Raw genomic sequence first — 22,858 nt, 5'->3', positions numbered from 1 at the left:
GCGCCATTCACTGGACCGCCGGCGCGCTGGCCGCGCGTGGGCGTCGCACGAGCGACCACAGCCGCCAGGCGATGGTGGCGACGATCAGCGCGGCCACCGTGCCCGCGATAGGCCGCGTGAAGAAGGGCGTGAGGTCGCCATCGGAGAGGATCAGCGCGCGCCGCAGGTTCTTCTCCAGCAGGTCGCCGAGCACGATGCCCAGCACCAACGGCGCCATCGGGTAGCCGTGGTGGCGCAGCGCGAAGCCGATCAGGCCGAAGGCCAGCATCACGTAGATGTCGAACAGCCGGCCCGCGATGGCGAAGCTGCCGACCGCGCAGAGCACGAAGATGATGGGCACGATCAGGTGCTGCGGCACGCGCAGCACCTGCACCAGCGCCTTGGTGAGCACCAGGCCATAGATGAAGATGCCGAGGGTGGCGAACAGCATCATGGCCACCACGTCGTACACGAACGAGGGGTTCTCCACCATGATCAGCGGGCCCGGCTTCACGCCGTGGATGATCATCGCGGCCATCAGCACCGCGGCCGGCGCCGAGCCGGGAATGGCCAGGGTGAGCACCGGGATCACCGCGCCCGGCACGCAGGCGTTGTCGCCGGTCTCCGCGGCCATCAGGCCTTCCACCGAGCCCTTGCCGAACTTCTGCTTTTCCTTGCTTGCCCGCTTGGCCGCGGCGTAGGACGACCAGGCCGCCACGTCCTCGCCCACGCCGGGCACGATGCCCACGCCGGTGCCGATGAGGCCCGAGCGCAGGATGGTGCGCCAGTACTGGAACACGTCGCGCAGCTTGGGGACGACGGTGTCGAAGGCGCTGATCGTCACGGGCGCCTGGCGCGCGCGCATGTTGGTGAGCAGCTCGGCGAAACCGAAAGCCCCCACCAGCGCAGGCACCAACTGGAGGCCGCCGGCCAGATCGCGCACGCCAAAGGCGAAGCGCTCGTAGCCGTACTGCGGTTCTTGCCCGATGGTAGCCACGAACAGGCCCGCGATGCCGGCGATCCAGCCCTTGAGCGGGTCGTCGCCGGTGAGCGTGCCGGCGATGATCACGCCGAACAGCGCGAGCCAGAAGAACTCGTAGGCGCCGAACTTCAAGGCCAGGCCGCCCAGCACCGGCGTGAGCGTGGCCAGGAAGAACATGCCGATCAGCGTGCCCATCACCGAGCCCGTGGTGGCGATGCCCATGGCGCGGCCGGCCAGGCCCTGGCGCGCGAGCGCATAACCATCGAGGCACGACGCCGCCGAGGCCGGCGTGCCCGGGATGTTGAGCAGGATGGCCGATCGCGAGCCGCCGTAGATTGAGCCCACGTAGGTGCAGATCAGGATCAGCAGCGCCTGCGCGGGCGGCAGCTTGAGCGTGAGCGTGGTCACCAGCGCCAGCGACATGGTGGCGGTGAGGCCGGGCAGCGCGCCCATCACCACGCCCACCAGCGAGGCCAGCAGCGCCAGGCCGATGGTGGAGGGCGCGGCGAAGTTCGCGATGGATTGGCCGAAGAGGATCAGTCCGTCGAACATGCGGTGGGGATCTCAGGGAAGGCGGACCAGGAACACGAACTGGAACACCCAGGTGACCACGGCCGAGGTGATGGTGCCCGCCGCCAGCGCCACCACGAGGCGGCGCGCGCGGCCTCGCTCGGGAGGCGCATACAGCGCGACGAAGGCCGCGACGAACAGCGCCGTGGCCAGCCAGAACGGCAGCCGGCCGATGAGCAGCACCGCGTACGTGAGCGTCAGCGCCAGCATGGCCGCGATGCGCCGGTTGATCAGTGGCGCGGTGGCGGTGTCGCCATCGCTGGACGCGCCGGTCTCATGCCGCCGCCGCGTCCAGCCGCGCAGCATCAGCACCAGGCCCAGCAGCACCAGCGTGCCACCCAGCAGGGCCGGCACGAAGCCCGGCATCGCGTAGAGCTGCGCGCCCATGGACTCGAAGCGCTCCATGCGCCAGGAGCCGAACAGGATCAGCAGGCCAAAGCCCACCCAGCCCGCGCCGCCCCGAAGGTCGGAGCGGGCGGCGGTTCCACCCTCGGTCATGTGCGAAACCTTGTCGCGTCAGGGCTTGGGGATGCCCACGGTGTCGGGCGAGACCTTGGCCTTGCCGGCGGCCTGCTGCGTCCAGGCGTAGGACTGCACGGCGGGGAACACGGCCTTCTGCGCGTCCTCGCCCGCCATCGGTGCAAACATGGCGCCGCGCGATTGCGCGTACTTCTTCAGTGCTTCGTTCTTCACCATCTCGGTCGCCCAGATGCGGTTGAGCGTCTGCGCTACTTCGGGCGGCGCGGCCTTGGGCACGAAGACGCCGAAGTAGTTGATCGGGTCCTTGAAGCCCGGGATGAACTGCGACAGCGGCGGGATGGTGCCGTAGCCCTCGATCTCGATCGACTTGTCGCCCACCACCGCGAGCGGGCGGATTCTCTTGGCGCGGATCATGTCGGTCTGCTCGGCCGCGAGCTGCGTGGTCACCTCCGTCTCGCCCGAGGCGGCGGCCACGGCGGCAGGAGCGCCGCCGTCGTAGGTGACGTGCTTGTAGGTGACGCCGGCCGCGCGCGACAGCGCCTCGATCGCCGAATGCCCGCTGGAGTTCACGCCGGCGGTGGCCACCGACACCGCGCCCGGTTTGGCCTTCATGGCCTTGAGCAGATCGTCCATGGTCTTGTACGGCGTGTCGGCGTTGACGCCGACCACCGCGATGTGCGCCACGTTCAGGTACAGGTTCCAGTCGCTGATGGAGGTGTCGAGCATGCCCAGCACCTTGTAGGTGCCCAGGTCCTTGGCGCCGCCGGCCGTCCAGGTGTAGCCATCGGCCGGCGCGGCCAGGGCGTTCTTGGTGCCCACCGAGCCCGAGGCGCCCGGCTGGTTGAGGATGACGATCTTCTGGCCCAGGTGCTTCTCCAGCTCGGCCGCGGTCACGCGCGTGACCTGGTCGGTGGAGCCGCCCGGCGCCCAGGGCACGATCAGCGTGATCGGGCGGTCGGGCTTCCACTGGGCGAGGGCGCCGCCAGCGGCGGCGGCGAGCAGGGCGGCAATGAGCAGTTGGCGCAGCGGCCGGGCGGTGTTCATGCGGTGTCTCCTGGGGGTTTAATTCACTGAACGGTTAATGCTAGGAACCACCCCCTCCGCCGTCAAGGCGCCCGCCGGCTCAGCCCCTCAGGACATACCCTAGGATCACGTCGCACATGTGCGAGAGGCGTTCGTTGAGCGCCTTGGGGGCCATCAGGTCGCGCCCGAAGATGGCCGACAGCGTGTGGTTGTTGGACAGGTAGAAGTACGCCAGCCCGGCGATGGAGACGTAGAGCTGCACCGGGTCGATGCCGCCGCGAAAGCTGCCGTCGGCCTGTCCGCGCTCGATGATGTCCTGCAGCATGAGGACCAGTGGCGAGTTCAGTTCGCGCGCGCGATCGGACTGCGCCAGGTGCCGCGCCTTGTGCAGGTTGGCGCTGTTGAGCAGGGTGAGGAACTCGGGGTGATCCAGGTAGTACTGCCAGGTGAACTCCACCAGGCGGCGCAGCGCCACCTCGGGCTTGAGGTGCACCAGGTTGAGCTTGTGTTCCTCTTCGCGGATGTGGTGGTAGGTCTGCTCCAGCACCGCCTGGAACAGCCGCTCCTTGTCCTCGAAGTAGTAGTAGATCAGGCGCTTGTTGAGCCCCGCGCGCTCGGCGATGCGGTCCATGCGCGCGCCGCCCAGCCCGTGCTCGGAGAACTCGTCGCGCGCCGCGTTCAGGATGGTGGCCTGCGAGCGATCGGCGTCTCGCAGACGCTCTTCGGGGACCGGTGGGGTGGACTTGCTCACGCGCTGTAATTCTCTGAATAGTTAATAGAGGCAGTATCGCCGATCACGGGCACGGAGCGTAAAAGAAAACGGCCCCGAAGGGCCGTTGTGTCATGGGGCGGGGTGATCGCTCAGTTGGCGGTCACGGCGTTGCCGGATTGCACCAGCTTGTCGCCGGAGACGGCGCGCAGGCCGGCGGTGCGGATCTGCTCGGTTTGCGCGGCGGTGGGCACCACAGTGATTTCGCCACCGTTGTGCAGGCCCAGGCGCAGGGCCTCGGCGGCTTCGGCGCGGACCTGGGTGCGGCTCAGACCGTTCGACGCCGCGTTGTCGGCCACGACGACCACGCCGTCGCCCAGGGCGAACAGGCCGGCGTCGCGGGCGTCGACGGCTTGCGCACGCACTTCCGCGCGGCTCAGGGTGGAGGTGAAGGGCGGATCGACAAAGATCGGGCCTTCGGCGAAGGCGGCACCAGCGGTCAGAGCGAAGGCGATGGGAAGAAGAGCGGCTTTCATGATGATTTCCTTGAAGATGAGGGCCAGTTGGCGGGGTTTGTCTGTCAATGCCGTTTTCTGTTCGGCATGGGGTGTACTCTAGGGTTTACCCGGACAAAGAGAAACAGCGCGCAAGGCAACTCACTGTTTCGGAATCCGCAACGGTGGGCCATGGGCCACATGACGACCGGATTGACCCGGATCAAGCGCGTCCGGGCCGGGGCTGCCTAGAGTGGGTGCATGGCCGAATCCCTTGGTGCAGGTACTCGAGGTGGCACTCATGCCCCTGACGCTCACGTTGTTGCGCCTGACTGGCACGCCCTGAGCACCGCTGAGGCCTTGGAGCGCCTGCGCGTGGACCCCGCTGTCGGCTTGACTGCGGTGCAGTGCCGCGAGCGCGGCGCGCGCCATGGGCCCAATGCCATGCCCGTGGCGCCCCCGACGCCGTTCTGGCGCCAATTCGCGCGCCAGTTCGCCAGCCCGCTGGTGGCCATCCTGTTCGTGGCGGCGGCGCTCAGCATGGCGCTGGGCCATGCCGGCGATGCGCTGGTGATCCTGGGGGTGGTGCTCGTCAACGCGCTCATCGGCCTGCTGCAGGAAGGGCGCGCCGAGCGCTCCATGGCGGCGCTGCGGCGCCTGTCTTCCCTGCAGGTCAAGGTGCGGCGGGACGGAGCCGAGCGGCTGGTGCCGGCGGCCGAACTCGTGCCGGGCGACATCCTGCTGCTGGCCGCTGGCGACGCCGTGGGCGCGGACGCGCGGCTGATCGAGCAGACCCGCCTTCAAGCGGCCGAGGCCGCGCTGACGGGGGAGTCGGTGCCCGTGGGCAAGGCCCTGGCGGCCCTGCCGGCGGCCACCGGCCTGGGCGATCGCCGCAACATGGTGTTCGCGGGCACGCACATCACCGACGGCCGCGCCGTTGCGGTGGCGGTGGCCACGGGTGCGCACACCGAGGTCGGCCGCATCGCGCGTCTCACCGCCTCGGCGGTGGAGCCGGCCACGCCCTTGCAGCAGCGCGTGCAGCGCTTCGGCCGTGCGCTGGTGCTGGCGGCCTTCGCGCTGTTTGCGCTGGTGCTGCTGCTGGGCCTGTGGCGCGATCTGCCCATGGGCGAGGTGCTCACGGTGGCCATCGGGCAGATGGTGTCCATGGTGCCCGAGGGCCTGCCCGTGGCCATGACCATCGCGCTCGCGGTCGGCATGCAGCGCATGGCGCAACAGGGCGTGATCATCCGCCGACTGAGCGCGGTGGAGACGCTGGGCTCGACCACGGTGATCTGCAGCGACAAGACGGGCACGCTCACGCTCAACCAGATGACGGTGACGCGGCTGTGGCTGCCGGGCCGCGCGGGCGAAGCCGCGCGCGGCCTCGATGTCTCGGGCAGCGGTTACGCGCCTGACGGCCGGTTGAGCGACGGCGGTCGTCCCCTGGACGCGGCGCTGCCCGCGCTGACGGCGCTGCTGCGCGCGGCCGTGCTGTGCAACGACGCGCGGCTCGCGCCACCCGGCGCCGATGACGGCACGGGCGCCGCGGGCGGCTGGCGCGTCATCGGGGATCCGACCGAGGGCGCCCTGTTGGTGCTGGCCCGCAAGGCCGGCGTGGACGTGGACGCCTGGCGCCGGGAATGGCCGCGCGAGGCCGAGCTGCCCTTTGACGCCGATGCGCGGCTCATGGCCACGCGGCACCTCGGTCCAGGTGGCCGCCAGCGCGTGCTGATCAAGGGCGCGCCCGAGGCTGTGCTGCGCCTGTGCGGTGGCGAGCCGGCGGCGCTGCGGCATGCGGCGCGCGCCGAGGCCGAGGCGCTGTCGGCGCAGGCGCTGCGCGTGCTGGCCTTCGCCGAAGTGGCGCTGGAGCCGGGGAGCGACGAGGGCGACGCCGGCCCGGCCGAGTGCCTCGCGCTCGATCCCGCGGAGGGCTTCGAGGTGCTCGCGGGCCACGCGCGGCTGCTGGGCCTGGTAGGCCAGACCGACCCGCCGCGCGAGGGCGCGCGCGACGCCGTGGCCGCCTGCCGCGCCGCGGGCATCCGACCGCTCATGCTGACCGGCGACCACCGCCTCACCGGCCTGGCGGTGGCGCGCCGCCTGGGCATCGCGATCGAAGGCGATCGCGCCATCGATGGCGACGAACTCGAGCGCATGGGCGAGGCCGAGCTGCGCGACGCACTCGCCGGCATCGCCGTGTTCGCCCGCGTGCAGCCGGCGCAGAAGCTGCGCATCGTCGAAGCCCTTCAGGCGGGTGGCGAGGTGGTGGCCATGACCGGTGATGGCGTGAACGACGCCCCCGCGCTGGCGCGCGCCGACATCGGGGTGGCCATGGGGCGCAGCGGCACCGAAGTGGCCAAGAGCGCCGCGCGCATCGTCATCACCGACGACAACTTCGCCACCATCGTTCGCGCGGTGGAGCAGGGCCGCGTGGTCTACGGCAACCTGAAGAAGCTCATCCTCTACCTGTTCGCCACCGCGGTGGACGAGATCGTGATCCTCGCGCTGGCTCTGCTGGCGGGCTACCCCTTGCCTCTGCTGGCGGTGCAGATCCTGTGGATCAACATCGTGACCGAGGGCACCCTCACCGTGAACCTGGTGATGGAGCCGGCCGACGGCGACGAGATGCGCCGCCGTCCGGTGCCGCGCGACGAGCCCTTGCTCGATCGCGCGCTGCTGCGCCGCGTGGCGCTCATGGCCGGCACCTCCGCCGCGGTGGGCTTCGGCTGGTTCGCCTGGCGCATGGGGGCCGGCGTCGACCTGAGCACGGTGCGCACCGAGACCTTCACGCTGGTGGCCATGTGCCAGTGGTTCAACGCGCTGAACTGCCAGTCGGCCACGCGCAGCTCGCTCGGGCCCGCGCTGTGGCGCAACCCCTGGCTGTTCGGCGGGCTGGTGCTGTCGGTGCTGCTGCAGTTGGCGGTGCTCTACCTGCCGCCCCTGGCCACTCTGCTGCACACGGTGCCGCTGCCCTTGTCCGTCCTGCTGCAACTGCTGGCCCTGGCCAGTGCGGTGCTCTGGGTGGAAGAGCTGCGCAAGCGCTTCGCCAGGCCTTGAGGAGGCCCGTCGGCATGCAACTGGCCTGGCTGCTGCTGCAATTCGCGCTGTGCGCGAGCCTGATCGCGGTGGCCGGCCACGCGCTCACGCGCAGCGCCGACCGCATCTCCAGAGCGACCGGCCTGCCCGGCGGTTGGCTGGGCCTGGCGCTGCTGGCCACCGTCACCTCGCTGCCCGAACTGGCCTCCGGCGTGGCCAGCGTGACCTGGGTGGACGCGCCCAACCTCGCGGTGGGCAACGCGCTCGGCGCCTGCGTGTTCAACCTGCTGTTCCTGGCCATCGCGGACGCCCTGCAGCGCGAGCCGCCGCTGTACCTGCAGGCGGGCGCAGACCACCTGCTCTCGGCGGCCTTCGGCATCGTGCTGCTCGGGCTGGTGGCCTTGTCGCTGCTGCTGGGCGAGCGCGCGCCAGCCCTGCGCCACGTGGGCGCGTACAGCCCTTTGTTGCTGGGCCTGTACCTGCTGGCCCTGCGCACGGTGCATGCGCACGAGGCGCACCAGACGCTTCAGGCGCCGAACGGGACCGGTGGCCACGCCGACCCGCGCGAATGGCGCGTGGTCGTGCCCGCTGCGCTGGCGGTGCTCGCGGCTGGCCTGTGGCTGCCCCAGGTGGCGAACGGGCTGGCCATTGAGCTGCAATGGAGCCGCAGCTTCGTCGGCACGCTGTTCATGGCCCTGGCCACGACATTGCCGGAGGCGGCGGTCACGCTCTCGGCGCTGCGCCTGCGCGCGGTCGACCTGGCCGTGGGCAATCTGCTGGGCAGCAACCTGTTCAATGTGGTGGTGCTGGCGGTGGACGATGCGGTGTACACGTCTGGCCCGTTGCTGCGCGTGGCCGCGCCCGTGCACGCGGCCACGGCCACCGTGGCCATCGTGATGACGGCGCTGGTGATGGTCGGCCTGCTGGTGCGCCCGCGTGGGCGGGTGCTGCGGCTGGCCAGCTGGGTGAGCTTCGGGCTGGTCGCGCTGTACCTGCTCAATGCGGCCTTGCATCGGCTGCAGGGGGCGTGAAGCCCTCCCGCGCAGCGCCGGCGCCTGCCGTGGCCCGCCCGGGTTGCAGCCGATCGCCGAATTCGATCAAGCGGTTGGTGCCGCTGCCGGTTTCCACTTCGCGTGCCGTGAGCGCGAGCGTCTCGATGGGCGTCTTGCCGGTGAGTCGCCGCACCTCGGCGAAGGCGTTGGACGCGCCGGCCGAGCCCATGGTCACCACCACGGCCACGCGGCGCAGGCGGTGCTCGTGCAGGAAGCTGCGCATCGGCCCGGCCAGCCGGTACATCCAGATCGGGGTGACCAGCACCACGGTGCGGAACTCTTCGGGCACCGGGCCGCTGTAGCGGATGCGCGGCCGGCGGTCCAGCAGAGAGTCGAGCACGCAACGCCAGGTGCCGCGTGCGCCGACGCGGGGCTGCCGGTCCTCGATGGTGCCCAGCGGCCAGCCGTGGTGCGAGGCCAGCAGTTGGGCCGCGCGGCGCGACACGCCGCTGTACGAGTAGTTGACGACGAGGATGCTGTCCATGTTCTGTCTGCCTCAGTGGGCGGCCGCGGTGCCGAAGTAGGGGTACACCGGCCGCTGCGCCTTGGGAGGCGGTGCCGTTGCCCGCTCCTGGTGCTCATGGGCGAGGCCCTTGCGCAATGCCGAGGCGAGCAGCCGAAGGTCTTCGGCGACCGCCACGAGCAGGTCGTCGAGGGACACCACGCCGATCACGCCCCCGTCGTCGTCGACCACGAGCAGGCGGCGCACCCCCGCCTGCTCCATGGCCGCGGCGGCCTCGTGCACGCCGGCGGTACCCTGTACCGCGAGCGGCGGCGACTTGGCGAGGTGGCCGATGCGCAGGCCATCGCCGAGCGCGGGTCGGCGCGCGACGGCATCGACCACGATGTCGCGATCGGTCACCACGCCAACCACCTTCGGCGGGTTGTCTCCGGTGACCACCAGCAGCGCGCCCACGTGTTCGTCGAACATCAGGAGAGCGGCTTCTTCAAGCGGGGTGTCGGCGTCGATCGCCACGGCGGCGCGACGGCAAAGGCTGGCAATGTTCATGGCTGGCTCCAGTGAGGATTGGGATGCCACGCTTGGCGGCGGCGAGATCCATCTTGGAGCGCCCGCACGGTGCAGGGATGATGTGCATCAAATCCCGCGCCTGGAAGCGGCCCGCCGGTCAGCGCGCGGACCGCTGCAGGCCGTCCTCAGGCATGGTCGGCGAAGCACCTGCGCAGGCTCTCGGGGTCGACGATCTCGATCTGACGCCGGCGCACCGTCACGAAGCCCTGCCGCGCCAGCGACGACAGGCAGCGGCTCACGGTCTCCAGCGTGGCGCCGAGGTAGCTGCCGATCTCCTCGCGCGTCATGCGCAGCTGGAAGGCGCTCGCGGAGTACCCACGCGCGTGCAGCCGCTGCGACAGGTTGAGCAGGAAGGTCGCCACGCGCTCCTCCGAGCGTGTGCTCGCGATGAGCGCGGCCAAGTGGCGTTCGCGCACCAGTTCGGCGCTCAGCGTGCTCGTGAGGTGGGACAGCACCGAGCGGCTCTCGCCAGCCGCTTCGCTCAGTTCCGCGTAGGGCAGCACGCAGACCTCGGCGTCCTCGATCGCGCGCGCCGAGGTGGGGTGGCTGCCGGTGGCCAGCCCATCGAAGCCGAACAATTCGCCCGGGAGGTGAAAGGACATGACCTGTTCGCGTCCGTCGCGCAGGCTGGCCACCGACTTGAAGGAGCCGTAGCGCACCGCATAGATGAACTCGCAGCGTTCGCCGTCGCGGAACACGCTCTGGCCTTTGCGCAGACGGCGTCGCGCGATCGGTGTGCGGTCGAGCGTGGTAGGGGCGCCGGGCTCGCTCCAGGAGGGCAGGCAGACGTGGCGCACCAGGCAGGTGGCGCAGGCGGCGTGACCGGCGGCGGGCGTCGCCACAGGAGCGGTGGCCGCCGCGGGCGCGCGTGGCGACGCCGTGCTGGCAAACGGGGTCATCGGACGGATGACGTGAACCCTGCGAACCGGGGTATGCAATTCCATGGCGGCTTCCTTTGGACCGAGAAGGCAGCCCGGCCAGGCTGTGGACGGGACGCCGGTGCGTTCGGGGTTTTGTGATGCTCGGGGTCCGGCGGCCGGCATGCATAGGTACCTGTACCTAGGGATGCTCCGCATGTGCACCGATGGGTTCAGGCGCGCCGCGCGCCCGAGGCGATCACCGCTGCGGCGGTGCGCAGACCCAGCTTGCGCTTGATGTTGGCGCGGTGGATGTCCACGGTGCGTGCGCTCAGGCCCAGGGCGCTGGCGATTTCCTTGGTGGCCTTGCCCTGGTGCACGAACTCCAGCACCTCGCGCTCGCGCAGCGTGAGCGAGGACTCGCCGTCGGCGTCGGCCGCAGCGCCCGCGTGGTGGCGTTTGAGCGATCGGCTGAGCACACGCGCGTTCAGGCGCGGGCTCATCCACAGCTCGCCCTTGAGCGCGGCCAGCGCGGCCGGCACGATCTCGGCCGACGCGCGCTCCTTCATGAGGTAGCCGCTGGCGCCCAGGGCCATCACCGGCTCGCCATAGAGCATCTCGTCGTGCATGCTGAGCACCAGCGTGGCCCTCGGCCCCTGGGCCGCCAGCACCGCGCGCACGGTGGCCAGCCCGCTGGAGTCGCCGGTGCCCATGTCGGTGATCACCAGCGCAGGCTGGTGCCGCTCGATCAGGGCCAGGCCTTCGCGCAGGCTGGCCGCGCTGCCCAGCAACCGCAGGTGCGGGCTGCCGGCGATGAGCGTCTCCAGACCCAACCGCACAATGTCGTGGTCGTCAATCACGATAACGGTGTTGTCCATGGTCCCCATCGGCGAGCGGTGATCGGGTGAACACGGTAGTGCGCGCGAGCGCGCGCGGCACTGACAAAGATCAATGTCCGTCGACCGGCTCCGACCAGCGGAGCACCACCTCGCAACCGCCGCTGCGCCGGTTGCGCAGCGCCAGGCGGCCCCTCAGGGCGCGGGCGCGGGCCTGCATGGATTTCAGCCCCATGCCCGGGTGGGAGGGGTGCAGCAGGCTCAGATCGCAGCCCTTGCCGTCGTCCCGCACCGTCAGGCCGCACCGAGCGCCAGCGCGCGCCAGGTGCACGGTGATGCGCTGTGCCTGGCCGTGTTGCACGGCATTGGTGATCGCTTCCTGCACGATGCGGTAGACGTGTCCGGCGCTCTCGGCGTCGACGTCGCTGAAGTCGCCGCGCGTGCGCAGCGTGCATTCGATGCCCATGAGGGCGGCAGCGTCCAGCAGGTACTGCTCCAGCGCCTGGCGCAGCGCGCCCGATTCGCTGCCCGCGGGCATGACGCCACGCGAGAGCTGGCGCAAGCGCTCGGCCACCAGGCGCACCTGCTCGCGCGATTTGTCCAGCAAGGCACCCACCAGCGCGGGATCGTCGCGACGCGCAGCCGCCGCTTCGAGCAGCAACGACACCCCGGCCACGGCCGAGCCCACGGCGTCGTGCAGCTCGCGCCCGATCTGTGCCTGGCGGGCGTCCATCTCACGCAGCAGCATGCGCTCGAAGCGCTGGCCCACCTCCTGGACCTCGCGGTTGGCGGCCAGCAGTGAGGCGTGGATTTCCTCGCGCTCGGTCACGTCGCGCACCGCCACCGCGACCAGACGCTCGCCATCGGTGCTCGGGATCGCGGCCACGGAGAACTCGACGGGAAAGACGTCGCCGCCCAGGCGCACGCAGTGCCCCTCGATGAGGCCATCGGGGCCCCGCACCGCACCGCGCAGCACCGAGGCGATGTCTTCCTGGCAGTCCTTCCAGCTCAGCGGCGTGAACAGCGGCTCCAGGCCGCGGCCCAGGAACTGCTCTGGCGTCAGGCCGAAGAGCGCGCGCGCGGCGGGGTTGATGGAGCGCACGCGGTAGGTCTCGTCGATCAGCACGGTGGCGGTGGGCGCGGCCTGCAGCATGCCTTCCAGGCGCTGCTCGCCCCGCTGTCGGCCCGCTTCGGCCGCACGGATCGCCGCGCGCAGGCCGTCCACCGCGGCCGTCAGGCGCCGTCGCATCACCAGGGCGCCGGCCAGGCCCGCGGCGATCAACAGCGCCATCGGCGCACCCAGACGCCACAAGGCTTCGCGCGCCGGTGCGTTGAAGGCCGCTCGCGGCACGCTGACCACCGCGGTCCAGCGCGTGGCCGGCGAGGTCCAGTAAGCCCCCGAGACCGCTGCTTCGCCGGCCTCGATCGAGCGAAAGGCGCCGTAGCCTTCCCGCTCCAGGCGTTCCTGCAGCGTCGGGCCGACACGTCCGCCCGCCAGTGCAGGGTCTTGCGGTGTGGTGGCGACGTAGCGGCCGCCGCTGTCGACGATGGCGGCCTGCCAGCCCGCGGGCAGCAGGGGCGCCTCCAGCAGCGGGTTCAGCCGCCGCAGATCGAGCACGGCCTGCAGTGCCAGGGTCTCGCCGCCCGGGCGCGTCACCGGCACGCCGATGCCCACCACCGGCCTGTCGCGATCGGACCAGGTGGTGACATCGACCACGCCATCGCGCCCCGTGCGCGCAACCTGGGTGAACGCTGGCGGCACGGTGCGCGGCGCTTCGACCCCGCTGCGGAGCCAAGTGCTGACCAGCGCCTGGCCGTTGGTGCGCACCAGTACAACGGCGTCGACGTTCAGGTCGTGCGCCAGGGCGCTTGCGGCGCGATGGAAGTCGCGCAGATCCTGGCCGTCGGGCGGCAGCAACTGGGCGAGCCGGCGCAGCACGGTCTGCACGGACACCACATGCGCACTCACCCGGTGCGACAGCGCCACGGTCTGCACCATCACGCGCCGCGACATTTCCACTTGCTCGCGGTCGAACGTCAGCCAGGCCGCCGTGCCGAACAGCAGCAGCGCGGGCAGTTGCAGGGCCAGCAGCAACCACAGCACCTGCCAGCGCAGGCGCGGACGTGCGGGCCCTTCGACGGCGGCATCGGCCGCCCGCCTGGCCTCGTTCAAGGCCTGCATCATGGTGCGCTTGCCCCTGGTCCGCCGCCGGTGCCTGCCGCCGCGCCGCGCAGCGCGTTCACCACCTCGGCGTCCGTCACCTGCGGGAAGCGCGCGTAGTACTGCCCCACCGCCTCGAAGTCGGCGGGCGTGTACAGGCACACCAGCTCGTCGGCGGCCGGGCGCACCCGCGCCACGCTGTCGCGCGAGCCCACGGGCACGGCGCACACCAGGCGCGCGGGCGCGCGCTGGCGCACCGCGTGCAGCGCGGCCAGCATGGTCGCGCCCGTGGCCAGGCCATCGTCGACCACGATCACCGTGCGCCCGCGCACCGGCAACGGCGGGCGGCCCGGCGTGTAGGCGTCGCGGCGCCGCGCGATCTCGGCCAGTTGCTCGCGCCGCACGCGCGCCAGGTAGTCCGCATCGGCGCCGGCCGCGGCGGCGTGTGGCGCCAGGTACACCCAGCCCGATTCGTCCACCGCGCCCACCGCGAACTCGTCCGAGAACGGCGCGGGCAGTTTGCGCACGAGCACGAGATCGAGTTCGCCGTCGAGCGCGCGGGCCAGGTGCGCGCCCATGGGCACCGCGCCGCGCGGAATGGCGAGCACGAGCGGGTGATGGCCGAGGTGGTGGGCCAGCGCGACGGCGAGTTGGCGGGCGGCGTCTAGGCGGTCATGGAACACGTTGGACTCGCTCCCCTGCCTTGGCGCGCGGCCAGGCCCACGAAAAGGACCACCGCACCGAGGGTTCTGCTCACGCAGATCCGTCTGCACTTCGGGCAACGACCCCGGCGCTGCCGCCGGGGATTGACGGGCCGCTGGAACGGCCCTTCATTCGCGCCCCAACCGCTTCAACGGACGATGCCCGGGGCGCGGTGGCGAATGGACTGTAGTCTCGCCCCGGCGCCGCAGTTTGCGCCAGATCAAGAGGCGGTTTCGACGACCGGCTGCGCGTACCAGCGCTCGCAATCCGCCTCCAGGCCGCGCACCACGCCCGCTGAGGGCTTTCGCTTTCGGCGTCGGCCATTCGGGTCATCCGGCAAGCGGCTTGGCGGGTGGTGGCGGGTCGAGCAGGTCCACCAGCGACCCTCCGCCATGGATGCATCGGATCGCCTCGGCGAACAGCCCATCGGTGGGCAGCACGGTGAGCTTGTCGCGCGCCGGCCCCGGCGCCAGGCGATCGGGGGGCACGCTGTCGGTGACCACGAGACTGCTCAGCGCCTCGTCGCCCAGCACGCGCGCGGCATCGCCCACGAACAGGCCGTGCGTGGCCGCGGCGTGCACCCGAGTCGCACCCAAACCCCGGCAGGCGCGCGCGGTGCGCGCCAGCGTGCCGCCGGTGGCGATGAGGTCGTCCACGATGATGGCCTGGCGGCCCATCACGTCGCCGACGATGAGGTCGCCACTGACCACGCCCTGGCTGCGGTACTTCTCCGCGAAGGCCGCGCCCACCGGGCGGCCCAGCGCCTGAGCCAGTACCTCGCGCAAGCGCTCGGCGCGCTTGATGCCGCCCGCGTCCGGCGAGACCACGGCCACGGGTGCGTCGCCGATGAGGGGAGCGAAATGCGCGGCGAACAGGCGGCAGGCCTCCAGGTGTTCGTTGCGGCAGCGAAACGCATTCTGGTAGGCCGCGAGGTTGTGCACGTCCAGCGTGACCACGCGGTCGGTCCCCACCGCCTCGAACAGGCTGGCGACGTAACGCGTGGTCACGGGGTCGCGTGCCTTGGTCTTGCGGTCCTTGCGCGCGTAGGCCAGGCTGGGCAGCACGGCCGTCACGCTGGCGGCCGAGGCGTCCTTGAGCGCGCCGATGAAGAACAGCAGGCGGCACAGCCGGTCGTTCACGCTCAGGGCGCCGGGCCCGTGCAGTGCGTGCAGCACGAACACGTCGCGCCCGCGCACATTGACCAGCGGGCGGCTCTTGTGCTCGCCGTCCTCGAAGTCGCGTTCCTCGTGCGGCGAGAGCGGCAGTTGCAGGCGGTTGGCCACGGCCTGCGCCCAGGGGCGGGAGGCGTCGTGCGCGAACAGCAGGGGATCGGAGTGGCCCATGGCGTGGTCCCGGACACGGCAATGCCGGGGATTCTTGGCCGCCGCGCGCGCGTGAGATTTGATGTGCGTCATCGAGGCGCGCTGGCATTGGCCCAGACTGAGTGCGACGGGCGAAACCCCTTCCCCTCAACCGCCACCTGGACGATGGAGAGCCGCATGAATCATCCGACCCTGGGCGCGGCGCGTCGCCACCCTGCGCTGGACCTGTCAGCGCACGCTGCCTGATGCCGCTCGCGATGGACGGCCTGTGGCTGGGTGTTCGGCTGCTGCTGTTGCTCACGCTGGCCAATTTTTCGCCCATCGTGGCCCGTCGTTTCCTGGGTGAGCGCTGGGCCGCGCCCCTTGATGGCGGACTGTATTGGCCGGACGGTCGACCGCTGCTCGGCCCATCCAAGACCTGGCGCGGCCTGTTCGCCGCCGTCGCGGCCGGCGCCCTGGGCGCGCCTTTACTGGGTTTTCCCTTCGAGGTCGGTGCGCTGGCGGGCGCTGCGTCCATGGCGGGCGACGCCCTGGCCAGCTTCGCCAAGCGCCGGCTCGGCATCGCCAGCAGCGGCCGGGCCTTCGTGCTCGATCAACTGCCCGAGTCGCTGCTGCCGCTGCTGGTGCTGCAGCCGGTGCTGCACCTGCCGCTGGTCGTGGTGGCCGGCGTGAGTCTGGCCTTCGTGCTGCTGGAGCCACCCGCCGCGAAGCTCGCCTATCGGCTGGGCTGGCGCGAAACACCGTACTAGTGTTCTGTCCCGCAAGTACCTGCACATGAAATCGCGTCTTCGCGCCCAGGGCCGCGTTGCAAATCCTCGTGATAGCTACGGCTATCACTGCGGTTTGCGCCTTGCCCTGAGCACGAATCCATCGATTTCATTTTGTGCAGGTACTTGCGGGACAGGACACTAGCCGGCGCGGCGCTCATCCGCGGCCAAGCCCGAGGCGCTTGTGTGTGTGCCAGCCCCTTGCCCCCGCGCGGCCCGCAGGTGGTGCGCCGCCAGGCGCAGGTACTGGCGCGTGCGGGCGCGCCATCGGGGATCGTTCTGATAGCGGGACTCGGCCAGGTGCGCAATCGCCAGACCCGCGCGCTCGCAAGCGCGCAAGGCCTGATAGAAATGCAAGAGGGCGCGCGGGGCCGCGTCGCCGCCAGCCTCGGCGTAGTGGCGCAGCAGGGCCTCGCCCAGCTCCGGGGCGCCGGCGCGCTCGCACTCCATGGCCAGAAAGCCCACCTCATCGGCTCCGTCCTGCAGGCGCAAGGTCTTGGAAAACTCCAGCGCATCGATGATGGCCATGGGCTCGCCGAGCCACACGTGCTCGGGCCGCAGGTCGCCGTGCGCCTCGAGCACGCAGCCCGCCATGGCCCGCGCCTCGATCAGGGGCGTGTGGGCGGTCAGCCAGGCGCGCAGCGCGCCCAGCAGCGCGTCCAGGCGCGCGCGCGGCAGGTGCCACTCGGGGCGGCGCAGCACGGCCTCGCACTCGGTCACGCGTTGCCACAGCCGCAGGCGATGGCCAGTGGGGTCCAGGCGCGGGCGCGGCTGCCAACAGTGGAAGCCGGCCAACTGCCAGGCGATGCGGCGCATGTCGTCTTCGCAGGCCTCGCCGCGCAGCAGGCGCTGGTCCAGCATAGAGCCCGGGGAGAGCCGGCGCATGGCCACCAGCCACTCCACCGGCTCGCCCCGACCGTCCAGGCACAGCCGACCGTCCTCTTCGGCCGTCAGCGGCACGAGCCCCAGGTACACATGGGGCGCCAGGCGCCGGTTCAGGCGCAGTTCCTCGCGGCAATAGTGGCGCCGCCGCTCCAGGGTGGAGAAGTCCTGCAGGCCCTGGTGCAGGGGCTTCTTCATCTTGTAGGCGCGCTCGCCGGCCAGGAACACCCAGGAGAAATGCGTCTCGATGGCCTCGACGGAAGAGGCCGGCAGGCGATGGCTTGCCGGGTCGCGCAGCGCATCCACCTTGTCTTGCAACGTGCACTTCATGGACCACACTATCCGGCCCGCCGCCGGGGTGTGTGCTTGATGAGGGTCAAGGACGCGGGCGGGTCGGTTCGTCCGCGGCGAAGGTCTGCTCGAACGCGGCGAGGAAGTCCGCCAGCCGTTCGCGCGGCAGCCGGTCGATGCCGGCGGCCGCCGCGCGGCCACCCCCGCCGAAGCTCAGGCACAGGTGGTCCGCGCGCGGGCGGCGTCGGGGCGCGCGCACGTTCACCATGAAGGCATCGGTGCCCGCCGCGCGAAGCACGGCACAGGCCTGATCGGGCTCGCGCTCGATGCAGCGATAGGCCAGGCTGCCCTGCACCCGCCTCGCCCAGGCCTCGTCCGGCAGTTCGTACACCGAGCCGCTGGCGAAGCGCCAGCGCGGGGCCAGCGCGTCGCTGCGGGCAAGGTCTTCATGCCGGCGCGCGATGAGTGCGTCGGCCACCGGCTCGCAACGCCGAAACGCCAGCGGATCGCCATACGGGCGCAGGAGGCCGTGCAGCGCGGCCGGCGCGATCAGCACGTCGGCCTCGGTCTCGCCATAGGCGTTGTGGTTGATGGCCTCGCCCAGTTCGCGCAGCAGGGCCAGGGACTCGTCGTGAAGGCCCGCCGCGTGGCCGAGCGCGCGCGCGGCCACGGCCATGCCGTCGCCGAACGCGCCGGTGACGGCCCAGGCCGCGTGCGGCCCGCCCATGCAGCGGTGCACGATGAGGCTGGTGCAGCGCGTGGGCGCGGCTTCGATGACGAGCCGAAGTCCGGGGTGCCGGGGCAGGGGCTCGGGCCCGCTGTGGTGGTGGTCGAAGTAGTCGATGCGCGCGCCGCGCGCCAACAAGGCCATCAGGGGCACGCGGTTGCGCGCCAGCGAGATGTCGAGCACCGTCACCGTGTCGCCCGCCCCGGCGTCCACGCGTTCGAGCAGGGCGATCTCGCGCTTGAGACCGGTGACGAGCCGCGCTTCCCGGGGGGTGGCCAGGCGCAGTTGCTGCAGTGCGCACAGACCGTCGGCGTCGCCGTTGAACACGTCCCAGTGGCTCATCGGCCGGTGCCCTCGCTGGCCGGTGCGGCGTGTGGCGCCAGCGGCAGGCGCAGCTCCAGCGTGCCATCTGCGCTGCCGCGCATGCCGAAGCCGGCCGCGCGCGCGAGGTTCACCATGCCGTGGTTGCCTTCCAGGCACCAGCCCACCAGTTCGCGCGTGCCGCGCGCGCGCAGGTGCGCGATCAGCTTGTGCAGCAGCGCGCGGCCCAGGCCACGCCGCTGCCAGGGGGCCGACACCTGCACGGCGAACTCGGCGGTGTCGTTGTCGGGGTCGCACACGGCGCGCGCCTCGCCGCACAGCATGTCGCCGCTCAGGGCGACGAAGGCCATCTCGCGCTCGTAGTCGATCTGGCAGTAGCGCGCGAGCTCGCTGGGCGGCACCTCGCGGCGCGTGAAGAAGAAGCGAAGGCGCAGGTCCTCGGGCGAGCAGGCGCCATAGAAGCGCGCGAGCCGCTCGCCGTCCTCCGGCCGGATGGGGCGCAGGCACAGGGCCTGGCCGTCGATGACCGTGGTGCGCTCCAGTCCCGAAGGGTAGGGACGCAGCGCCAGGTGGGCGCCGTCGCGGCCGGGCGGGGCCGGCCGCACGCGCACGCGCGCGTCGAGCGCGATCGCACCCTCGGCGTCCACCAGCAGCGGGTTGATGTCGAGTTCGGCCACCGGCGCGAGGTCGCTCGCGAGCTGGCTCAGGCGCAGCAGCGCGTCGACGATCGCGTCCAGCCTCGCGGGTGGGCGGGAGCGGTAGCCACGCAGCAGGCCGGCCATGCGCGTGCGCTGCACGAGGTCGCGCGCGAGCACGGCGTTGAGTGGCGGCAGCGCGATGGCGCGGTCGGCGCGCACCTCCACCGCCGTGCCGCCTTCGCCGAACAGCAGCACCGGGCCGAAGACCGGGTCGCTGGCGATGCCGGCGATGGTCTCGAAGGCCTGGGGCCGGTGCACCATGGCCTGCACGGTGAAGCCGGTGAGGCGCGCGTCCGGTCGGGCGCTCGCCACGCGCTCGCGCATGCGCTGCGCGGCGGCGCGCAACTGCGCGGCGTCGGCCAGGTCGAGCGCCACGCCCCCCACGTCGGACTTGTGCAGCACCTCGGGCGAGACGATCTTCAGTGCCACCGGGTAGCCGATGCGTTCGGCCGCCGCCAGCGCGGCGGCTTCATCGGTCACGCGCTCGGTGGCCACGCAGGGGATGCCGTAGGCGCCGAGCAAGCGTTTGGCGTCGAGCTCGTCGAGCCATTCGCCGCCGCACGCGAGCACCGCCTCCACCAGGGCGCGCGCGCCCTCGCGGTCGGGGTACTGCAATTCGGGCCGCGACTCGGGCAGTTGCAGCAGCGCGGCCTGCGCCGCGTGGTGGTCGCGCAGTTGTTGCCAGGCGGCGGTGGCGCGCTCGGGCGTGGCGTAGCAGGCGATGCCTTGCGCATCGAACAACTCGCGCGCGCCGGCCACGCGCTGGCCACCGAGCCAGCAGGCCAGCACCGGCTTGTCGGCGCTGCGCAGCAGCGGCAGGCAGGCCTCGGCGATCGCCGTGGCCGAGGCGATGGCGGTGGGCGCGTGCATGAAGAGCAGGCCGTCCACTTCGGGCGCGTCCAGCAGCGCGCGCAGGGCGTCCAGGTAGCGCTGCGGCGGGGCGTCGCCAATGATGTCCACCGGGTTGCCGCGCGACCAGTTGGCGGGCAGCACGGCGTCGAGCCGGGCGAGCGTGGCCGGCGAGAGCGTGGCGAGGGCATCGCCGCCCAGCGTGTCGGCCGCGAGCACGCCGGCCCCGCCACCGTTGGTGAGCACGGCCAGGCGCGGGCCGTGCCAGCGGTGCACGCGCGCCAGCGTCTGCGCCGCATCGAACAGGGCCTCCAGCGTGTCCACGCGCAGCATGCCCGCGCGGCGCACGGCGGCATCGAACACCGGGTCGGAGCCGGCGAGCGCGCCGGTGTGCGAGGCCGCCGCGCGCGCCCCGTCGGGCCGGCGGCCCGACTTCACCAGCACCACCGGCTTGTTGCGCGCCGCCGCGCGCGCGGCCGACATGAACTTGCGCGCGTGCTTGACCGATTCGACGTAGAGCAGGATCGCGCGCGTGCGCGCGTCGCTGCCCAGGTAGTCGAGCAGGTCACCGAAGTCCACGTCGGCGCTGTCGCCCAGTGACACGAAATGCGAGAAGCCGATGCCGCGCGCGTTCGCCCAGTCCAGCATGGCCGTGGCCAGCGCGCCCGACTGCGTGACGAAGGCCAGCTCGCCCGCCAGGGCCTGGCCCGGCGCGAAGCTGGCGTTGAGCGCCTGGGCGGGCACCAGCGCGCCGATGCAGTTGGGCCCGAGGATGCGCAGCAGATGGGGGCGGGCCGCGTCGAGCATGGCCTGCTCCAGGCTGCGCCCGTCGGCGCCGCGGCCCTCTCGCAGGCCGGCCGTGAGCACGATGGCCGCGCGCGTGCCCCGCTGGCCGAGCTGCGCGATCAGCTCGGGCACGGTGGGTGCGGGCGTGCAGATGACGGCCAGATCGGGCGCGGCGGGCAGCTCATCGACGCCGGCGAACACGGGCTGTGCGTCGTCGAGCGCGAACGGCCGCTGGTTCACGGCCCACAGCGGACCCGCGAAGCCGGCCGCGCGCAGGTTGTGCCAGACCAGCGCGCCCACGCTGTCGGGCCGGCGCGAGACGCCGATCACCGCCACGCTGCGGGGCTGGAACAGGTGGTCGAGGTGGCGAACGCTCACTGGACGATCCTCCGTGCGGCGCGCTGCGGGGCTGAGCGCCTTGGGAACGGCCCGGCGGCGCTCATTCGGCTACCCTCCGTGCCGCGCACTGCGGGGCTGAGCGCCTTGGGAACGGCCCGGCGGCGCTCATGTGGAGGCCGCCGGTGGTGGGTCGAACACGTAGCTGCCCGGCGCGGGCACCGTGTGCCCCCTCACGCGCAGGCCCGCCACGGGCCGCGCCTTCACCCGGCGCGAGGAATGGCCGGCGAGCCAGTGGCTCCAGTCGGGCCACCAGGAACCCGTTTGCGGCCGGGTGTGCGCGAACCAGTCCTGCGGATCGCCGGGTGCTTCGCGCGGCGCCCACTCGCCCACACGGTACGCCGCCTCGGGGCTCGCCAGCGGCCCCTCGGGCGGGCTCACGATGCCCACGTTGTGGCCGCCCGAGCTGAGCACGAAGCGGGTGGGCGCGCGCGCCATGCGCAGCAGCTTGTAGACGGATGTCCAGGGCGAGACGTGGTCGCGCTCGGTGGCCAGCAGGTACAGCGGCAGGCGGATCTCGTCCAGGTTCACCGGCTCGCCGTCCACGCGGTAACGACCCTCGGCCAGGTCGTTGTGCAGGTAGAGGCGGCGCAGGTATTCGCCGTGCATGCGCGCGGGCAGGCGCGTGGCGTCGGCGTTCCAGGCGCGCATCGGCGTCACCGGCGTGCGCGCGCCCATCAGGTACTCGTGCACGAGCTTGGACCAGACCAGGTCCTTGGAGTTGATGAGCTGGAAGGCGCCGGCCATGCGCTGGCCGTCCAGGTAGCCGCGCTCGGCCATGATGTCTTCCAGGAAGGCGATCTGGCTGTCGTCGATGAACAGGCCCAGTTCGCCGGGTTCCTGGAAGTCGACCTGCGCGGCCAGCAGCGTGAGGCTGCGCAGGCCCGAGTCGCCGCGCGCGCCGAGCAGGGCCGCCGCCATGGCCAGCAGCGTGCCGCCCAGGCAATAGCCCATGGCGTGCACGCCCGCGCCGGGGCAGCGCTCGCGCACGGCGGCCAGCGCCGCCAGCGCCCCCAGGCGCAGGTAGTCGTCCAGACCCAGTCCGGCGTCCTCGCTGCCCGGGTTGCGCCACGACACCATGAACACGGTGTGTCCTTGCGCCACCAGATGGCGCACCAGCGAGTCCGCGGGGGTGAGGTCGAGGATGTAGAACTTCATGATCCAGGAAGGCACCACCAGCACCGGCTCGCGCCACACGGTGGGCGTGGCGGGCTCGTACTGGATCAGCTCGATCAGCTCGTTGCGCATCACCACCTGGCCCGGTGTGAGCGCGACCGCCTGGCCCGGCTGGAAGGCCTGCAGCCCGCGCGCCTGCCCGCCCGCCGCCACCGCCATGGCGTCGCGCGCCCAGTTCACCGCGCCGCGGGCGAGGTTGGCGCCGCCCGTGCGCAGCGTTTCGTGCAGAACCTGGGGGTTGAGCAGCGGCGAGTTCGAGGGCGAGAGCATGTCCAGCCACTGCCGCGCCACGAAAGCCGTGACGTCCTCGTGGTGGCGCGAGACGCCGCGCACGCCATGCGTGGCTTCGTCCCACCACTGCTGCTGCAGCAGAAAGGCCTGCGCGAGCGCGTTGAACGGGAAGCGCTGCCACTCGGGCCGGCTGAAGCGCTTGTCTTGCGGGGCCGGTGCCACGCAGTCCTCGCAAGGGCCCTGCGCGGCGTGGCCCAGGTAGTGCCACCAGGCCTGCGCCTTGTGCAGCGCGCTGGCCGCCAGCTGCGCCTGGCGCGAGGGTGAGGCCATCAGGTGCAGCCACCAGTCCGTCTGGGCCTGCGCGAGCGCGACCGGCGACACGCCGTTGGACAGCCGGGCGATTGCCAGCTTGAGGGGCAGGTCCATGGGGGCCGGTCCTGGTGATGGATCGGCCGGGTCGGCGTTTCGCATGCCGCCATGATCGGCCGCGCGGCGCGGGCGCGC

The 22,858-nt window shown here is 71.8% G+C and carries 19 protein-coding genes; 3 read left to right on the top strand and 16 right to left on the bottom strand.

The annotated features are described in order from the left end of the window. Positions 1–7 precede the first annotated feature (7 nt). The 5 genes from VLG41_RS06265 to VLG41_RS06245 form a co-directional block, all read right to left on the bottom strand. On the bottom strand, positions 8–1,513 hold the full coding sequence (locus VLG41_RS06265; RefSeq protein WP_325348531.1) for a tripartite tricarboxylate transporter permease: 1,506 nt from the start codon (positions 1,511–1,513) through the stop codon (positions 8–10). 12 nt (positions 1,514–1,525) lie between these two features. Next, the gene (locus VLG41_RS06260) at positions 1,526–2,029 is read right to left on the bottom strand and encodes a tripartite tricarboxylate transporter TctB family protein (RefSeq protein ID WP_325348530.1); all 504 of its coding nucleotides are present in this window, start codon (positions 2,027–2,029) and stop codon (positions 1,526–1,528) included. A gap of 18 nt (positions 2,030–2,047) precedes the next feature. Then, positions 2,048–3,055 carry a tripartite tricarboxylate transporter substrate binding protein gene (locus VLG41_RS06255; RefSeq protein WP_325348529.1) on the bottom strand — a complete coding sequence of 336 codons (1,008 nt, stop codon included), beginning with the start codon at positions 3,053–3,055 and terminating at the stop codon, positions 2,048–2,050. A 79-nt stretch (positions 3,056–3,134) separates the two neighbouring features. Further along, on the bottom strand, positions 3,135–3,785 hold the full coding sequence (locus tag VLG41_RS06250; protein ID WP_325348528.1) for a TetR/AcrR family transcriptional regulator: 651 nt from the start codon (positions 3,783–3,785) through the stop codon (positions 3,135–3,137). A gap of 110 nt (positions 3,786–3,895) precedes the next feature. Further along, positions 3,896–4,327 (bottom strand): DUF4148 domain-containing protein, encoded by a 432-nt coding sequence (locus tag VLG41_RS06245; RefSeq protein WP_325348527.1) that lies wholly within the window; start codon positions 4,325–4,327, stop codon positions 3,896–3,898. A 252-nt stretch (positions 4,328–4,579) separates the two neighbouring features. On the opposite strand from VLG41_RS06245, the gene VLG41_RS06240 reads away from it, so the two are divergent. Further along, the gene (locus VLG41_RS06240) at positions 4,580–7,291 is read left to right on the top strand and encodes a cation-translocating P-type ATPase (protein ID WP_414652451.1); all 2,712 of its coding nucleotides are present in this window, start codon (positions 4,580–4,582) and stop codon (positions 7,289–7,291) included. Between the two features lie 14 nt (positions 7,292–7,305). Next, entirely contained in the window at positions 7,306–8,301 is a 996-nt protein-coding gene (locus VLG41_RS06235) for a sodium:calcium antiporter (RefSeq protein ID WP_325348525.1), read from the top strand. On the opposite strand, the gene VLG41_RS06230 is transcribed toward VLG41_RS06235, so the two are convergent. The 7 genes from VLG41_RS06230 to VLG41_RS06200 form a co-directional block, all read right to left on the bottom strand. Continuing rightward, on the bottom strand, positions 8,267–8,806 hold the full coding sequence (locus tag VLG41_RS06230; RefSeq protein WP_325348524.1) for a flavodoxin: 540 nt from the start codon (positions 8,804–8,806) through the stop codon (positions 8,267–8,269). The two genes, VLG41_RS06235 and VLG41_RS06230, sit on opposite strands and share 35 nt — an antisense overlap. 12 nt (positions 8,807–8,818) lie before the next feature. Continuing rightward, entirely contained in the window at positions 8,819–9,331 is a 513-nt protein-coding gene (locus VLG41_RS06225; protein ID WP_325348523.1) for a CBS domain-containing protein, read from the bottom strand. 146 nt (positions 9,332–9,477) lie between these two features. After that, positions 9,478–10,251, bottom strand: a complete 774-nt coding sequence (locus VLG41_RS06220; RefSeq protein ID WP_325348522.1) for a helix-turn-helix domain-containing protein — start codon at positions 10,249–10,251, stop codon at positions 9,478–9,480. A 191-nt stretch (positions 10,252–10,442) separates the two neighbouring features. Further along, the gene (locus tag VLG41_RS06215; RefSeq protein ID WP_325348521.1) at positions 10,443–11,087 is read right to left on the bottom strand and encodes a response regulator transcription factor; all 645 of its coding nucleotides are present in this window, start codon (positions 11,085–11,087) and stop codon (positions 10,443–10,445) included. A 70-nt stretch (positions 11,088–11,157) separates the two neighbouring features. Then, positions 11,158–13,230: a PAS domain S-box protein gene (locus tag VLG41_RS06210; protein ID WP_325348520.1), complete on the bottom strand. Its 2,073-nt coding sequence runs from the start codon at positions 13,228–13,230 to the stop codon at positions 11,158–11,160. Then, positions 13,227–13,889: a phosphoribosyltransferase gene (locus VLG41_RS06205; RefSeq protein WP_325348519.1), complete on the bottom strand. Its 663-nt coding sequence runs from the start codon at positions 13,887–13,889 to the stop codon at positions 13,227–13,229. Before VLG41_RS06205 ends, VLG41_RS06210 begins: the two co-directional genes overlap by 4 nt. A 348-nt stretch (positions 13,890–14,237) precedes the next feature. After that, complete coding sequence (locus VLG41_RS06200) at positions 14,238–15,251, bottom strand: ribose-phosphate pyrophosphokinase (protein ID WP_325348518.1); 1,014 nt, start codon at positions 15,249–15,251, stop codon at positions 14,238–14,240. Positions 15,252–15,475: 224 nt separating this feature from the next. On the opposite strand from VLG41_RS06200, the gene VLG41_RS06195 reads away from it, so the two are divergent. Next, positions 15,476–15,979 carry a CDP-archaeol synthase gene (locus VLG41_RS06195; protein WP_325348517.1) on the top strand — a complete coding sequence of 168 codons (504 nt, stop codon included), beginning with the start codon at positions 15,476–15,478 and terminating at the stop codon, positions 15,977–15,979. Between the two features lie 159 nt (positions 15,980–16,138). Here the strand turns inward: VLG41_RS06195 and VLG41_RS06190 are convergent, their stop codons facing one another. From VLG41_RS06190 to VLG41_RS06175, 4 genes are all read right to left on the bottom strand, one after another. Continuing rightward, entirely contained in the window at positions 16,139–17,209 is a 1,071-nt protein-coding gene (locus tag VLG41_RS06190) for a hypothetical protein (protein WP_325348516.1), read from the bottom strand. Between the two features lie 46 nt (positions 17,210–17,255). After that, on the bottom strand, positions 17,256–18,239 hold the full coding sequence (locus VLG41_RS06185; RefSeq protein ID WP_325348515.1) for an acetyltransferase: 984 nt from the start codon (positions 18,237–18,239) through the stop codon (positions 17,256–17,258). Beyond that, positions 18,236–20,929: a bifunctional acetate--CoA ligase family protein/GNAT family N-acetyltransferase gene (locus VLG41_RS06180; protein ID WP_325348514.1), complete on the bottom strand. Its 2,694-nt coding sequence runs from the start codon at positions 20,927–20,929 to the stop codon at positions 18,236–18,238. The genes VLG41_RS06185 and VLG41_RS06180 overlap by 4 nt, the downstream gene beginning before the upstream one ends. Positions 20,930–21,055: 126 nt before the next feature. Continuing rightward, a complete protein-coding gene (locus VLG41_RS06175; RefSeq protein ID WP_325348513.1) occupies positions 21,056–22,780 on the bottom strand; it encodes a PHA/PHB synthase family protein in 1,725 nt (574 codons plus the stop codon). Between the last annotated feature and the right edge of the window lie 78 nt (positions 22,781–22,858).

This window comes from Hydrogenophaga sp. (assembly GCF_035481345.1).
GTDB lineage: Bacteria > Pseudomonadota > Gammaproteobacteria > Burkholderiales > Burkholderiaceae_C > Hydrogenophaga.
This window is presented reverse-complemented; position numbering and strand designations above follow the sequence as displayed.

Bases quoted from the DNA above. Each gene is read 5' to 3' on its own strand.
- VLG41_RS06235 (WP_325348525.1), top strand. From the start codon at position 7,306: ATGCAACTGGCCTGGCTGCTGCTGCAATTCGCGCTGTGCGCGAGCCTG.
- VLG41_RS06225 (WP_325348523.1), bottom strand. From the start codon at position 9,331: ATGAACATTGCCAGCCTTTGCCGTCGCGCCGCCGTGGCGATCGACGCC.
- VLG41_RS06190 (WP_325348516.1), bottom strand. From the start codon at position 17,209: ATGAAGTGCACGTTGCAAGACAAGGTGGATGCGCTGCGCGACCCGGCA.
- VLG41_RS06215 (WP_325348521.1), bottom strand. From the start codon at position 11,087: ATGGACAACACCGTTATCGTGATTGACGACCACGACATTGTGCGGTTG.
- VLG41_RS06255 (WP_325348529.1), bottom strand. From the start codon at position 3,055: ATGAACACCGCCCGGCCGCTGCGCCAACTGCTCATTGCCGCCCTGCTC.
- VLG41_RS06260 (WP_325348530.1), bottom strand. From the start codon at position 2,029: ATGACCGAGGGTGGAACCGCCGCCCGCTCCGACCTTCGGGGCGGCGCG.
- VLG41_RS06200 (WP_325348518.1), bottom strand. From the start codon at position 15,251: ATGGGCCACTCCGATCCCCTGCTGTTCGCGCACGACGCCTCCCGCCCC.
- VLG41_RS06230 (WP_325348524.1), bottom strand. From the start codon at position 8,806: ATGGACAGCATCCTCGTCGTCAACTACTCGTACAGCGGCGTGTCGCGC.
- VLG41_RS06185 (WP_325348515.1), bottom strand. From the start codon at position 18,239: ATGAGCCACTGGGACGTGTTCAACGGCGACGCCGACGGTCTGTGCGCA.
- VLG41_RS06220 (WP_325348522.1), bottom strand. From the start codon at position 10,251: ATGACCCCGTTTGCCAGCACGGCGTCGCCACGCGCGCCCGCGGCGGCC.
- VLG41_RS06195 (WP_325348517.1), top strand. From the start codon at position 15,476: ATGCCGCTCGCGATGGACGGCCTGTGGCTGGGTGTTCGGCTGCTGCTG.
- VLG41_RS06210 (WP_325348520.1), bottom strand. From the start codon at position 13,230: ATGATGCAGGCCTTGAACGAGGCCAGGCGGGCGGCCGATGCCGCCGTC.
- VLG41_RS06175 (WP_325348513.1), bottom strand. From the start codon at position 22,780: ATGGACCTGCCCCTCAAGCTGGCAATCGCCCGGCTGTCCAACGGCGTG.
- VLG41_RS06265 (WP_325348531.1), bottom strand. From the start codon at position 1,513: ATGTTCGACGGACTGATCCTCTTCGGCCAATCCATCGCGAACTTCGCC.